This window comes from Photorhabdus hainanensis (assembly GCF_018448965.1).
Taxonomy (GTDB): domain Bacteria; phylum Pseudomonadota; class Gammaproteobacteria; order Enterobacterales; family Enterobacteriaceae; genus Photorhabdus; species Photorhabdus akhurstii.
In genome coordinates this window covers 45590-59644 of the sequence record NZ_RCWD01000024.1, presented here as the reverse complement: position 1 = coordinate 59644, position 14055 = coordinate 45590, and the positions used below count along the sequence as shown (strand labels likewise).

Annotated in this window: 15 protein-coding genes; 9 read left to right on the top strand and 6 right to left on the bottom strand. The window is 38.2% G+C overall.

Features of this window, described 5'->3' with window-relative positions; translation table 11 throughout:
• The first annotated feature begins 110 nt into the window (after positions 1-110).
• On the top strand, positions 111-620 hold the full coding sequence (gene dsbB, locus EAE92_RS15375; protein WP_214068691.1) for a disulfide bond formation protein DsbB: 510 nt from the start codon (positions 111-113) through the stop codon (positions 618-620).
• Between the two features lie 120 nt (positions 621-740).
• Here the strand turns inward: dsbB and EAE92_RS15370 are convergent, their stop codons facing one another.
• From EAE92_RS15370 to EAE92_RS15360, 3 genes are all read right to left on the bottom strand, one after another.
• Positions 741-1073, bottom strand: a complete 333-nt coding sequence (locus tag EAE92_RS15370; RefSeq protein WP_214068690.1) for a putative hemolysin — start codon at positions 1071-1073, stop codon at positions 741-743.
• 53 nt (positions 1074-1126) lie between these two features.
• Positions 1127-1459 (bottom strand): DMT family transporter, encoded by a 333-nt coding sequence (locus tag EAE92_RS15365; protein ID WP_036780782.1) that lies wholly within the window; start codon positions 1457-1459, stop codon positions 1127-1129.
• A gap of 729 nt (positions 1460-2188) precedes the next feature.
• A complete protein-coding gene (locus EAE92_RS15360; RefSeq protein ID WP_214068689.1) occupies positions 2189-2668 on the bottom strand; it encodes an Hcp family type VI secretion system effector in 480 nt (159 codons plus the stop codon).
• Between the two features lie 430 nt (positions 2669-3098).
• Here EAE92_RS15360 and EAE92_RS15355 point away from each other — a divergent pair, with 430 nt between their 5' ends.
• The 7 genes from EAE92_RS15355 (at position 3099) to ttcA (ending at position 8728) form a co-directional block, all read left to right on the top strand.
• Complete coding sequence (locus tag EAE92_RS15355) at positions 3099-4049, top strand: hypothetical protein (protein WP_214068688.1); 951 nt, start codon at positions 3099-3101, stop codon at positions 4047-4049.
• A gap of 499 nt (positions 4050-4548) precedes the next feature.
• A complete protein-coding gene (locus EAE92_RS15350; protein WP_246545234.1) occupies positions 4549-4815 on the top strand; it encodes a hypothetical protein in 267 nt (88 codons plus the stop codon).
• Between the two features lie 29 nt (positions 4816-4844).
• Complete coding sequence (locus EAE92_RS15345) at positions 4845-5252, top strand: hypothetical protein (RefSeq protein WP_214068687.1); 408 nt, start codon at positions 4845-4847, stop codon at positions 5250-5252.
• A 28-nt stretch (positions 5253-5280) separates the two neighbouring features.
• A complete protein-coding gene (locus tag EAE92_RS15340; protein WP_214068686.1) occupies positions 5281-5688 on the top strand; it encodes a hypothetical protein in 408 nt (135 codons plus the stop codon).
• A 29-nt stretch (positions 5689-5717) separates the two neighbouring features.
• Positions 5718-6116, top strand: coding sequence for a hypothetical protein (locus tag EAE92_RS15335; RefSeq protein ID WP_110087339.1), 399 nt, complete (start codon positions 5718-5720; stop codon positions 6114-6116).
• A 569-nt stretch (positions 6117-6685) separates the two neighbouring features.
• Positions 6686-7096 carry a hypothetical protein gene (locus tag EAE92_RS15330; protein WP_214068685.1) on the top strand — a complete coding sequence of 137 codons (411 nt, stop codon included), beginning with the start codon at positions 6686-6688 and terminating at the stop codon, positions 7094-7096.
• A gap of 702 nt (positions 7097-7798) precedes the next feature.
• Positions 7799-8728: a tRNA 2-thiocytidine(32) synthetase TtcA gene (gene ttcA, locus EAE92_RS15325; RefSeq protein WP_214068713.1), complete on the top strand. Its 930-nt coding sequence runs from the start codon at positions 7799-7801 to the stop codon at positions 8726-8728.
• Between the two features lie 370 nt (positions 8729-9098).
• Here ttcA and zntB read toward each other — a convergent pair whose 3' ends face one another.
• A complete protein-coding gene (gene zntB / locus EAE92_RS15320; RefSeq protein WP_214068684.1) occupies positions 9099-10082 on the bottom strand; it encodes a zinc transporter ZntB in 984 nt (327 codons plus the stop codon).
• Between the two features lie 16 nt (positions 10083-10098).
• On the bottom strand, positions 10099-11739 hold the full coding sequence (locus EAE92_RS15315) for a peptide ABC transporter substrate-binding protein (RefSeq protein ID WP_214068683.1): 1641 nt from the start codon (positions 11737-11739) through the stop codon (positions 10099-10101).
• Positions 11740-11912: 173 nt separating this feature from the next.
• Here EAE92_RS15315 and tpx point away from each other — a divergent pair, with 173 nt between their 5' ends.
• A complete protein-coding gene (gene tpx, locus EAE92_RS15310) occupies positions 11913-12416 on the top strand; it encodes a thiol peroxidase (protein WP_214068682.1) in 504 nt (167 codons plus the stop codon).
• A gap of 42 nt (positions 12417-12458) precedes the next feature.
• Here tpx and tyrR read toward each other — a convergent pair whose 3' ends face one another.
• Positions 12459-14042 carry a transcriptional regulator TyrR gene (gene tyrR / locus EAE92_RS15305; RefSeq protein ID WP_214068681.1) on the bottom strand — a complete coding sequence of 528 codons (1584 nt, stop codon included), beginning with the start codon at positions 14040-14042 and terminating at the stop codon, positions 12459-12461.
• Positions 14043-14055 lie beyond the last annotated feature (13 nt).

Below are 14055 nucleotides of genomic sequence, written 5' to 3'. Positions count from 1 at the left end.
AGTTTTTTCTCCGAAAAAACCAAATTTACCTTAATTGACTTTTTTTGTTACCTGTAAGTCGGCAAAATAAGCGTTCAATTGTTTATCTTAATCTGCATGGAAAAACGGAAATGATGCGATTTTTAAACCACTGTTCTCAAGGACGAAGCGCATGGCTGTTAATGACCTTGACTGCCCTGATACTGGAAGGTTCGGCATTATATTTTCAACATATGATGAAATTACAGCCCTGCGTGATGTGTATTTATGAGCGGGTTGCGCTGTTTGGTGTGTTAGGCGCCGGAGTATTGGGTATGATCGCGCCAAAAACGCCGTTACGCTGGCTGGCTATTGTTTTGTGGATCTACAGTGCCTGGAGCGGCCTGCGACTCGCATGGGAACATACCATGATGCTGTTGCACCCTTCGCCATTTAATACCTGTGATTTTTTCGTCAACTTCCCTTCATGGCTGGCGTTGAATCAATGGCTGCCTTCTATATTTGAAGCGACAGGTGATTGTTCAGTAAGACAGTGGCAATTCCTGACATTAGAGATGCCGCAATGGCTGGTCGGCATTTTTGCGGCTTATTTGATTGTTGCTGCATTAGTCTTAATCAGCCAATTTTTCAGCCGTAAATAATTACCCACTCAGACAGCTAACAATCATTGTCTGATGAATCAAATATACTCGCAGAATCATGCCTAAGGCTGCCTATAACCGGATACCCGAACGGCATGTTCCTGCTCAATATCAATTGCCTCAAATTGATGCACAGGAACCTTGCAATAACGCCCTTTCATCACAACGCTTACCATTTGTCAACTGGCAAACAGGTATTTGCGCACCATCTAATTGTATTGCTAACGCCGGTATACCCCCTGCATAAGAACAGATTGCTCTGGCATTATCTCTAAGAGCCACTTCCGACTGAGAATTTCCCGGTTGAGAATTTTCCGGTTGAGAATATTGTATCCTCTGATATTGGGTAGCTGTTTTCCCTGTCTGGCTACTACAACCCGTTAATACAGCAATACCAAAGAGTACTCCTAATAAGAGTGTCCGGCATCCTTTCTTATTACTGACGTTTAACATATCTCTTCTCCAGAAAACGATTCAGGGAAAACAGAAGCGCCGTTAATTGTTAATTAATGCGCACTGGTGTTAGAAAGCAGGTTTATTACCATGACACCGGCGACAATAAGAGACATACCTAAAATAGCCGCCCAATCCAGCTTCTGCTGATATAAGAATATCGCCGCAACAGAAACCAGCACAATACCCAAGCCCGACCATATGGCGTAAGCAATTCCTAATGGCACCACTTTAACCACCTGGGATAACCCCCAGAAAGCGATGCCGTATCCAACAATGACCAGTATAGAGGGGAATAATTTACTAAACCCATCGGAGGCTTTTAATGAAGCCGTTGCTATAACTTCGGCAACAATTGCCATTGCTAAATATGCAAATCCATTCATATCCTTACTCTCTATAGTAGAAACAACAAATCGACCAATATTAATAGACAAAAGCGGATTGAATTTATCACAAACGCTTTAAGGTGTAACGTAACAAAATTGATATATTTCGTTCCTTAAATCCAATTCAAGCCTTATTTACTCCCCGCTTTTAAGAGGTACCGCTCAGGCAGGAAAATCGCTGGAGAGATTTTACAGAGAATATGGAAAAGTGCTAACGATAGGTTCCAGCTTTGAGATTTAGATCAGAATCATTCGCACGATACCCTTTAGGATTTCTAAGAAAACATAGCGCGGTAGAATTAAAAACGTGTAGATTTATAAACTAAAAATAATCTTATCATTGGATTAAGTGATGATAGTGACGAAACGATAAGGAAGTTATATGGTCTGACGTTGAGTCAACATGTTAAAAACAACTACCGGAGCAAAGAAAAGAAACATTCAACCCGGTTCCTGTATCGTACAGCAATTCACTGAATAATGACATATTTCATCACCATTAATATAAGCCTTATATTATGCTTGATATCAATGGCAATGTATTTACTATTAAAAATACGCTTAGCTATTAAATGAAAACTAAGCGTATATACCCTATGGATTTCAAGATGCATCGCGACGGCCAGGGAGCGAATCCCCGGGAGCATAGAAAACTATGTGACCGGGGTGAGTGAGTGCAGCCAACAAAGAGGCAACTTGAAAGATGACGGGTATAAACTGCATTTATCAATAAACCATCTCATCCCAGATACAATATCCTGATGTTCCCGCCATATGATGCCGACAAGTAATATTGACATACTGAACTGAAACAACTTCCTCCGGTTGACCGTTATTATCATTAATAACATGCGGATAATTAACATTTAAATCGCAAATTTTTGCTCCAGTGAGCAAAATGGAATAAAAAAGTTCCTGTGAACCTATTTGAGAAGTCCGATAAATATCAAACGTCAATTCCAGTTTTTCACGATTAGCTGCCGCGATCATGAGCAATGGAGAAGATTTATCTAATAACTTAATAAAAGTTACCGGCTGATAATTAACATGTTGAGCGACAGTCAAACCATGATTGAATTGCAACACCATAATTTGATTTCCATGTCCATTCTGATATCGGTTACCAATAGAATCCAAAGTTGAACATCCTTGAGAAATAAGCCCCTGAGATTCACCTTTTATCGTCACATAAATCATATTTGCCATAGCTTTACCTACTTAGTTTACCTTATGTTCGAGTTCGCATTCTGAATTATTTTCCTTTGATTTCAAGAAGAGAATTGTAATGAATCGTTAGTTATCTTATATAAATGTAAATATTGCAGGCTTGTAGTCAGGACAAATATACAAACGAACTTCTTTCACTATTTCTATCCTTTAGCATAGAAAAAACCGTAAATTAATCAATATCAACGGACAGCATCAGATTGAATTTATCCATCACCTAACCCCCTATGAATTCTCACTCTGTAAAGATTATAGACCCGTTTACTATATGTTGAAGATAATCCGATTATCTGATTAAGTGATGTTATCTAACATTGAGCCAGCATGTTAAAAACCACTAACGGAACAAATAGGGTATATGAAAAGAAACATACAACCCGGTTTCTGTGTTGTACAGCAACCCGGAGGATTGAGTTTTCAAGCAAGTCTGTTATTCAGCCATTCAAATAGCGAAGCGGCCCGCTATTTTATGGAGTTAAATTCAAATTACCGATTCCTGAAACCGGGGCAAATCCTGCTGGTGGCAGATCCAGATTCCTATAATCCCCCGCATCTCATACAGCTATTGAAACAATCTCAGTATGAAGTCAACCAATCTGTTTCAGCTCTGCCTGGTGAATCCGCAGCATTTTTGCATCGTCATTTTGGTCTGTTTCACTATGTACTGGATCAAGGAGGAACCTTAGTTGGCACCGCATCATCAATGGGTGACACTTATTTCTCCCAAATCAAAAAAAATCTGTCAAAGTTACAAAAGCTTTATGAAAAAGAATATCGGTTAAATGGGCTAAACCGAAAATTTATCAGTACCGAGTTTTATGTAGAAAGACAACTGATTATGGGTAACTTAAAGGGATTATTAAATAAATTTAGCAGACTCTCTTTGAAAATCGACCAACATCCTAATTTAAAACATGCGTTAAAGTTATCAACCAAAGCCATTGCTCACCAATGGGATAAAGCAGGGATTGGCGCGATAAAGGGATATAATCATATAATCACCCGCAGTGCTAAAATGGTTAAATGGATGAAATATGGCGGCCGAGTTGCTATTGGTCTGGATTTTATCGATACCACCGGGCAGGTTATTGATGCCTGTAATTATGGACAAACAGGAAAATGTGAAAAAGTGGCTATCAAGGAATATAGTAAATTTTCCGGTAGAACGGTAGGCGGGATGGCCATAGGATATGGTGGCACTATGGCAGCAGGAGCAGCATGTGTTGCTCTTGGAGCTGCAACAGGAGGTTTAGTTGCCGGACTTTGCATGGTTGGTGGCGGTTTAGCAGGAGGCTATGTTGGAAGTAAAGGTGGCGAAAAGGCTGCTGAATTCGTTGTAGATTCGTTTATTGGAAATTGACTATGTGCATATTGGATTTGATAATGACCATATGTTTTTTCTTATCTATTTTATTTTTGGTTATATCAATAGCCATTTACAAAATAAACAAAAAAAAGATGGATAAAATTATTGAATTATATATAGAAGAAGGACTTTATTTACCAACAGGCATAATAATAAAACGCTTCGGAAGGATGCGTGATCAGATTCACGTCGTTTTGTTCTTCTACATGCTGTTAACTGGAAAAAAAATGAAGATAAATCAGCCTGATAGTAAATACATGCACCAAGAATCTTATTACTTTATTCAAAATCTACCCTCCAGTTTAACGCATTGGATGAAAACATGCATCATTATCACTTATATAGGTGTAGCATTTGCTCTCATATTAACAATAATAATATTAATTCAAAAATATTATTCATCGTGCTAAACCTAATATCAGTAGCTATTTACAAGATAAATCAGCGCAACATCAATAAAATCATTGAATTATATACAGAGGCTGGACTTTATATGTTAGCAGGAGCAAAAATGAGCCGTTTTTTGGGTGTTTATGGTCAGTATCAGGTTGCGGTATTTTTCTATATGCTACTCACTGGTAAAAGAATGAGAATCAATGAAAAGGATAGCAAATATATGTATCAAGAATCTTATAACTTTATTCAAAACCTACCCTCCAGCTTAACTCACTGGATAAAAATATATTTCATCACCTTTAATATAAGTGGTGCATTTTTCTTCATAACAATGATAACATTTCTATTTAGAGAATATTATTAACTATACTGGACATTCAATGGGACTTTAATATGAATAGAATAACTTTTATCATCTTGGTTATTTATTATATCTTTTTCAACCTTTTTCTCATTATATCAATAGTCATTTACAAAATAAATCAAAAAAAGATGGATAAAATTATTGATTTATATATGGAAAAAGGTTTTTGCTTATCAACAGCAGCATACATTGGTCATTCTATGGGTATTCATGGTCAGATTCATCCTGCCGTATTTTTCTATAAGTTATTAACAGGAAAAAGAATAAGGATAAATGAGCCTGGTAGTAAATATATGCCACAAGAATCTTATGATTTCATTCAAAACTTACCCTCCAATTTGACCCACTGGATAAAAATATATTTCATCACTATCAATATAAGCCTTGTATCCTTATCTATATCAATGGCAATATACCTATTTGAAAAATACGCTTAATTATACTGAATACTCAATGGGCTTTTATATGAACAGAATCACTTTCATCATCTTGGTTATTTCTTGTGCTTCTTTTATTGGTTTTTTCATTATATCAGCAGCTATTTACAAAATAAATCAAAAAAAGATGGATAAAATTATTGATTTATATATGGAAAAAGGATTTTGTTTATCATCAGGAGCATACATTGGTCATTTTATGGGTATTCACGGTCAATTTTATACTGCCGCATTTTTCTATAAATTATTGACAGGAAAAAAAATAAGAATAAATAAACCTAATAGTAAATATATGCCACAAGAGTCTTACGATTTCATTCAAAATTTACCCCCCAATTTAACTCACTGGATAAAAACATGTTACATTACCATCAATATAAGTGTTGCATTTTTTATTATATCAATGGCAATATGCCTATTTGAAAAATACGCTTAGCTATACTAAATACTCAATGGGATTTTAATATGAACAAAATTACTCTTATCATTTTAATTATAATTTATATCTCCTCTATTCTTCTTCTCGTTATATCAATAGCCATTTATAAAATAAATCAAAAAAAGATGGATAAAATTATTGAATTATATATAGAAGAAGGACTTTATTTACCAACAGGCATAATAATACAACGCTTCGGAAGGATGCGTGATCAGATTCACGTCGTTTTGTTCTTCTACAGGCTGTTAACTGGAAAAAAAATGAAGATAAATCAGCCTGATAGTAAATATATGCACCAAGAATCTTATAACTTTATTCAAAATCTACCCTCCAGTTTAACGCATTGGATGAAAACATGCATCATTATCACTTATATAGGTGGAGCATTATTTTTTACATCAACAATAATAGTCTTACATTATTAATTGTGCTAAATGGATATGCGTAGCTGTCGGTAGTGTAGTAGGTGGAGTTGCCGGAAGCACAGCAGGAGATTTTTTAATTGATAAAATAGTAAGTGAATAACATGAACATCTTAATTAATACAGTTAAATTTATCATGATTTCTTTATTTTTAGTTAGTATTTTTTTGTTACTATCTTTATTCGTTTTTTATGGAATAAATAAAAAATCCTTCATAGAAACCAGAGACGAATATATAAAAAATGGGTTTTTTATACCACAAATTATATATGTAATATCGTTTTCTGGCTTCTATGGGAGTTATTATCTATCATGTTTCTTCCACCAGATAATAACTAGAAGAAAGACTATAATATCTCGTGCTTTTATAGGTAATTCCATACCGCAAGAAGCATATGAGTTCGCAAAGAGTATACCTAAAAAACTTGCGTCAATAATGATTATCTATTATTATTTGTTCTCTGTCTCTATATTCTTATTCATTTTAAGCTGTCTACTTCTCTTGTTATACAAGTATTTAACGAATACATAAAACACACCTTATTGATTAAAACACAAATAGGAAATTAACATGAACAGATTAACTCTTATCATTATGACTATCCTTTATATTTTATTTGTTGTTTTTTTAGTTGTATCAATCATTATTTACAAAATAAATCAGAGTAAGATGGGTGAAATTATTGAATCATATATAGGAAAAGGATTTTATTTATCAGCAGGAGTAAAGCTGGGCCGTTTTTTGGGTGTTTATGGTCAATTTCAAGTTGCTATGTTTTTTTACCAATTACTCATTGGAAAGAGAATAAGAATCAATGAAAAGGATAGTAAATATATGTATAAAGAGTCCTACGACTTTATCCAGAGATTACCGAAAAATATGACAAGGTGGTTAAAATCATATATTTTAACCACCTCCATCAGTATATTATCTTTCTCTATCGGAATGATATTTGTTTTATATTTCAAATATATCAAATAGACTATAAATTTATATTCAACATTCAATTGAATATTAATATAAACAGAGTCACATATATCATCTTATTTATTTCATTCACTATTTTTATTATTATATCAATAGCCATTTGCAAAATAAATCAGAAAAACATGGATCAAATTATTGAATTATATATAGAAGAAGGGTTTTATTTACCAATAGGAATAACGATAGAACGCTTCGGAAGGATGCGTGATCAGGTTTACGTCATTTTGTTCTTCTACATGCTGTTAATCGAAAAAAGAATGAAGACAAATCAGCCTGATAGTAAATATATGCACCAAGAATTTTATTACTTTATTCAAAATCCACCCTCCAGTTTAACTCATTGGATGAAAATATGTATCATTACCACTTATATAGGTGCAGCATTGATTCTCATATCAACAATAATAACCTTAATTCAAAAACATTATTCATCGTGTTAAATCTATTTAAGAGGCTCAATAAACATCAAATGTCAGTTCCAGTTTTTCACGTGTTAGCATCCGCTATCATTAACAATGGTGAAGGTTTAATGACGTTTTGCATCTAGAATATAGGCAATCCTCATCTCCCATACAGAAAAAACTGTCAGTCCATCCGCATTAACAGGTAAAAACGGGCGGAAGCTATCACAAACTCTTTAAGGTGTTAAGGTAACAAAAATGGTATACTCCACCGCCTAAATCCCATTTAAACATTATTTACAGAGCGTCCGTGGTGGATCAGAAACAACAATATAACCTGAACAAATTACAGAAACGTTTACGCCGTGATGTCGGTCAGGCAATCGCTGATTTCAATATGATTGAGGAAGGCGATCGCATTATGGTCTGCCTTTCTGGTGGTAAAGACAGCTATACCCTGCTGTCCATCCTGCAAAATCTGCAAAAAAGCGCTCCGGTTAATTTCTCACTTGTTGCAGTTAATCTGGATCAGAAACAACCCGGTTTTCCTGAGCATATCCTGCCCGCTTATCTGGATGAACTAGGTGTCGAATATAAAATTGTCGAAGAAAACACTTATGGCATAGTGAAAGAGAAGATACCCGAAGGTAAAACAACTTGTTCTCTCTGCTCCCGCCTGCGCCGTGGCATCTTATATCGTACAGCCACTGAGTTGGGCGCCACGAAAATTGCATTAGGCCATCACCGTGATGATATTTTGCAAACCTTATTTCTCAACATGTTTTATGGCGGCAAACTAAAAGGTATGCCGCCAAAATTGATGAGCGATGATGGTAAACATGTTGTTATTCGCCCTCTCGCTTATTGCCGCGAGAAAGATATTGAGCGCTATGCAACCGCTAAAGCATTCCCAATCATTCCTTGTAATCTCTGTGGTTCACAACCCAATCTGCAACGTCAGGTTATCAAGGATATGTTACGGGAATGGGATAAGCGTTATCCCGGCAGAATTGAAACTATGTTTCGTGCGGTACAAAATGTCGTTCCATCGCATCTCAGCGATTTTAATCTATTCGATTTTAAAAATATCACTCACGACAGCGAAGTGATTGATGGTGGCGATCTCGCTTTTGACCGCGAAGAATTACCCATACAACCCGTCAGTGATATAGAAGATCAACCCGATTATCAATCAGAACGACTGGATGTGATTGAAGTCAAATAGTTATTCTTACTGCCTATCCCAATAGCAGGATCTTAATCATACCGCTCTGGATATATTTCAGAGCGTTAATTTCTTCTGCTCTTTCGCCTTGATTTTTATTTATTTTCCTCCACGAAAATGAAAAATAAAAAAAAGCCGACATTAGAAATTAACATCGGCACAAGAATGGGCAATTATTCTGTATAAAGACTTATGTGAGAAAAACTACAATTACGGAGAACAACGTTCATCGCTTAACGTTGTTTTCACCTGCGAGAGTTATCATGCCTCAATGAGGCTTGGTGAATATTGATATATCTCAAATTAAGAACCGATTTTTGTAACACTTTCTCACAGCCGTGTTTCATCTCCCTAAATAACTATTTAATTTTCATAGCCATTTACTTCTTTTTAACCACCAGGCAACAAATATAATCAATCCCAATAACAGCAAACAAAAAATACTAAAACCCAGATGGTTTTCATTACCAGGAATACCACCAAGGTTGACACCAAATAATCCAGTCAGGAATGTTGTCGGTAAAAAAATCATGGCAAATAATGACATAGTATAAGTACGACGGTTCATCGCATCCGCCATCATGGATGTAATTTCATCTGAAATAATCGCTGTGCGAGCAATACAACCATCCAAATCATCCAATTCCCTTCCCAAGCGGTCAGATATTTCCTGCATTCGATGACGATCTTCATCACTCATCCAGAGTAATCTTTCATTGGCGAGACGAGAAAATACATCTCTTTGAGGCGCCATATAACGGCGCAGAATAATCAATTGTTTGCGCAGTAAAGCTAATCCACCCCGCCCCGGTATCCGTTGCTCAAGAATCATATTCTCAAGCTCAATAAGGTTGTCATGCAGATCTTCAATAAAATTACCCACTTCATCGGTTATTGCATCAGCCATTTCAACCAACCAGTGCCCGGTCGTTTTCGCGCCTATCCCATTCTGTAAATCACTCAGTACCTGTTCAAGTGAATGAACTTTACGATGGCGACTGGAAACGATAATTTCAGAATTAATATAAATACGGAACGTGACCAGTTGATCGGGACGTTCGCTTTTATTGCTATTAATTGTTCGCAGCGTAATCATCGTACCATCTCCGGTACGAACTATTTTCGGCCTGAAACTCTCTCCGGCCAGCCCCTTTTTGACTGTTTCCGGCAACAAATCAGTGTCCATTATCCAGCGATAACTTTTGGGATTGTGGTAATCCAGATGTTGCCAGAAAGGTTGAGCTGGTGTGGCTAATCTATTCACATCAATCGGCGTCATACCGCCTTGACCATCAAACTGACAAGCATAGACTGCATCAGCCTCTTGCAATGATGAACCATAAATGGTTTCCACATCCAGCTCCTTACCCTTAGTGCTTAATTATGTACATAGTGTGACTATATGCCACGTCTTCTGGATTGGTGATCGGGTATCCTTTTAACCAAGGTTTTATCAATCTGCCGTTAGTGTATTGATAAATCGGCGCGATAGGCGCCTGTTCAGCAATCATTTGCTCCGCTTTGTTATAGTCATCGTTTCTTAAGCCATCATCTGTTCGCAAGCTAGCAGATTGTAGCAGTTTGTCATAATTTGCTTGATGGAATTTAGCAATATTGCCACTATGCGTTGATGTTAACAGGCTTAGAAATGTAGAGGGTTCGTTATAATCACCCACCCAAGATGCACGAATAACATCAAAATTACCCGTATTACGGCTATCAATATAAGTTTTCCATTCCTGATTCATCAAACTTACTTGCACCCCCAGTTTTTTCTTCCACATAGAGGCAATAGCAATCGCAATTTTCTGGTGGTTTTCAGAATTATTATAGAGCAGAGAAAGTTTCAGTGGATTGTTCGGCCCATAACCAGCCGCGTGTAACAAAACTTTAGCCTGTTGGTCCAGTTCTGCCTGTGTGTGTTGTTCCATGTCACTGAGCGCAGGATGAAAACCCGCCGTCACATCCGGCGTAAAATGCCAGGCTGGTTTCTCTCCTGTCCCCAAAACTTTTTCCGCAATGATTTTACGGTCAATTGCCATAGAAAGCGCTTTACGCACTCTGACATCATTAGTGGGCGCGCGTTGGGTGTTAAAAGCGTAATAATAGGTTCCTAACTGATCCGGCGTATAGACTTGCCCAGGTAATTCATGCCGCAATTTCTTATACATATTTTTCGGGAAGGATTCGGTGATATCCAAATCATCAGCCAGATAGCGTTTAGTCGCATGTGATTCCTGATTAATGGGTACAAATGTGACTTTGGTTAGGACGGTTTTTTTATGATCCCAATAATAAGGGTTTGGTGTCAGAACAATTTTCTCATTAACAATTCGATCCTGTAATTTGAAAGCGCCATTTCCCACCAAATGACCAACCTTGATCCACTCTTTCCCATATTTCTCTACTACTTTCTTATTTACCGGATAGAGACTGAAATTCGCCGTCAGGTTGGGAAAATAAGGCACAGGCCGGTTTAACGTCACTTTTAATGTGTACTTATCAATAGCCTCAACACCCAGTTTTGTCGGCGGCAGTTTGCCGTCAATAATTTCCTGGGCATTTTCAATACCCGCGAGCGAGGCAAACCAAGCAAAAGAAGAGGTATTAGCCGGAGTGACCAACCGCTGCCAACTATACACAAAATCTGTCGCAGTAACCGGTTCGCCATTCGACCAACGGGCATCAGAACGCAATGTAAAAAACCAAGTTTTGTTGTCCACGGTTTTCCACGCTGTTGCGACGCCGGGAATGGCCTTGCCATACGCATCCTGATTCACCAACCCTTCAAACAGATCACGCTGAACCTGCGCTTCTGTCAGGCCCACCGCATTAATCGGATCTAAGGACGCCGGTTCGTCTTTTAGGTGACGCACCAGTTCCTGTTTGTCGTTAAGCTGAGCGCCAGGAGGAATTTCCGCAGCAAAAGCAGAAACAGTGATAAGAGAACTACTGATGATAAGAGAACTCTTGATAAGTAGTGCACAAGAAATCAGATTGAAATAACGCATAAGGTAATAATCTGCCCTGTTATAAAATAAATATCCCGTTGTTAAATTATAAGCCATTGTCGAAATGACACAATCAGACAATTTTACTCTCACAAGTACTATTTTTGATGGGCAAGAGCCGAATATTCTTCTACACTGGGCAATCGTGGTTCATTTATCAGAGGAAGAAAACGATGACACAAACAGTAAAATTTCAAGGCAATGATATCTCCGTAAGCGGCCAGTTCCCAAAATCAGGGGAGAGAGCGCAAGATTTTACTCTGACAGCCAAAGATCTCTCCGATGTCTCTCTTAGCCACTATGCCGGAAAGCGTAAAGTGCTGAATATTTTCCCAAGTATCGATACCGGTGTTTGCGCGGCGTCAGTACGTAAATTCAATCAGGTAGCGAATGATTTGGAAAATACCGTCGTATTGTGCATTTCCGCCGATCTGCCTTTCGCTCAATCCCGTTTCTGTGGCGCGGAAGGGTTATCAAATGTCGTCACGCTCTCTACCCTGCGTGGCGGTACTTTCAGTGAAGATTATGGCGTCGCCATCAGCAACAGTCCTCTGAGTGGTCTCACAGCCCGTGCCGTCATTGTGCTTGATGAAAGCGATAACGTGATTTATAGCCAACTGGTTGATGAAATCACCAATGAGCCAGATTACGATAGCGCACTGGCCGTACTGAAATAGATCCCGTGATTTATATAATGCCCACTTCCGGTGGGCATTAATTTACTCGTCATCATCCGGTTCATATTCAGTAGCATGTTTCCTGCTACTCAGACCATATTCTCTCAATTTATTGGCGATCGCAGTATGCGATACCCCAAGACGTTTAGCCAATTTACGCGTGCTTGGATAGTGCCGATAAAGACGCGTCAATACTGAGCGTTCAAAACGTTTACTAATTTCATCCAGAGAACCGTTGAACACATCTTCACTAAAAGACACCTCTGTTTCAAACTCCGGCAGTTGTATATCCCGCGGCGTCAGCTCCATATTTTCGAGCTGAGTCAATGCCCGATAGATGGCATTTTGTAACTGCCTTACGTTACCGGGCCAACTGTAACTGTTGAGGAAATGGGGAAGTTCCGGGGACAGTTTAGGTTTCAGCACCCCCTGCTCTTCAGCAAAACGCTCAATAAAATACTCCACCAGCGGCATAATATCCGCTTTACGATCACGCAACGGAGGAAGTGTAATCGCCAACACATTAAGGCGATAATAGAGATCTTCGCGAAATTCCCCCCGTTGGACTAATTCAACCAGATTTTTTTGCGTAGCACAGATAACTCTGACATTCACTTTGACTTCGTTTTCTTCCCCTACTCGACGAAAAGTCCCATCATTCAGAAAACGCAGTAGCTTAATTTGCATCTGCGGCGACATTTCACCAATTTCATCCAGCAAAACAGTGCCGCCATTAGCCTGTTCGAAGAAACCTTTCTTTCCTTCAATCGCATTAGGATAAGCGCCGGCAGCATAACCAAACAGCTCACTTTCTACTACATCATCCGGCATTGACGCGCAGTTCAACCCCAAGAAGGGTTGTTTTCCGCGTAAGCTGTGCAAATGACAGGCTTTTGCCAGAATATCTTTGCCCGTTCCTGTCTCGCCAATCAGCAACAGCGGCGCATCCAGCATCGCCATTTTACGAGCCTGTTCAATGATTTGATTCATTTTTGGGCTAACAGCGATAATTTTCTTAAACTCACTCCCGTCATTAACAGTCAGTTTTTTTAGTTGATTCCCTATTCGGGCAGCAGATTTGAGCATAATCACTGTGCCAACACACTGCATTTTCTGCTTCTCATCCATCAGTTGGATGGGAGTAATATCCATCAGGTAGTCCAAGCCTTTGAGAGTTATCCTTTCCACTCGTTGTTGGATATTTTTATTTTCAAACCAGCGTGAGAAGTTATAACCGCTGATAAACTGCCCGATAGGTTTTTGATAAGCTTGCTCCTCGCTCACCCCAAACAACTTAAACACCGCAGAGTTGGCAAGCTCAATATTTCCTTTCAGATCAACTGAAAAAACAGGTTCAGGCAAGGACTCCAACAGTGCGCACATCGCTTTGTGTTCTCTTTCCGAAGGCATAAAAGAGACGGTACGAACATCAATAACACCATTAATACGGCGAATTTCCGCCATCAATTTACGAAATACATTGAAATCAACAGGTGAAAAATTAAGGTAAATCCGGCCGATTTGGGATATTTCTATCCCTTTTAAATCAATATTTTCTAATACCAGTAGATCGAGTAATTCACGGGTAAGCCCAATTCGATCATGGCAAATAACTTCTAAGCGCATCTGTTTTGACCTT

Coding starts and splice junctions, on each gene's coding strand:
- dsbB (WP_214068691.1), top strand. CDS start 111: ATGATGCGATTTTTAAACCACTGTTCTCAAGGACGAAGCGCATGGCTG.
- EAE92_RS15370 (WP_214068690.1), bottom strand. CDS start 1,073: ATGTTAAACGTCAGTAATAAGAAAGGATGCCGGACACTCTTATTAGGA.
- EAE92_RS15365 (WP_036780782.1), bottom strand. CDS start 1,459: ATGAATGGATTTGCATATTTAGCAATGGCAATTGTTGCCGAAGTTATA.
- EAE92_RS15360 (WP_214068689.1), bottom strand. CDS start 2,668: ATGGCAAATATGATTTATGTGACGATAAAAGGTGAATCTCAGGGGCTT.
- EAE92_RS15350 (WP_246545234.1), top strand. CDS start 4,549: ATGTTAGCAGGAGCAAAAATGAGCCGTTTTTTGGGTGTTTATGGTCAG.
- EAE92_RS15345 (WP_214068687.1), top strand. CDS start 4,845: ATGAATAGAATAACTTTTATCATCTTGGTTATTTATTATATCTTTTTC.
- EAE92_RS15340 (WP_214068686.1), top strand. CDS start 5,281: ATGAACAGAATCACTTTCATCATCTTGGTTATTTCTTGTGCTTCTTTT.
- EAE92_RS15335 (WP_110087339.1), top strand. CDS start 5,718: ATGAACAAAATTACTCTTATCATTTTAATTATAATTTATATCTCCTCT.
- EAE92_RS15330 (WP_214068685.1), top strand. CDS start 6,686: ATGAACAGATTAACTCTTATCATTATGACTATCCTTTATATTTTATTT.
- EAE92_RS15315 (WP_214068683.1), bottom strand. CDS start 11,739: ATGCGTTATTTCAATCTGATTTCTTGTGCACTACTTATCAAGAGTTCT.
- tpx (WP_214068682.1), top strand. CDS start 11,913: ATGACACAAACAGTAAAATTTCAAGGCAATGATATCTCCGTAAGCGGC.
- tyrR (WP_214068681.1), bottom strand. CDS start 14,042: ATGCGCTTAGAAGTTATTTGCCATGATCGAATTGGGCTTACCCGTGAA.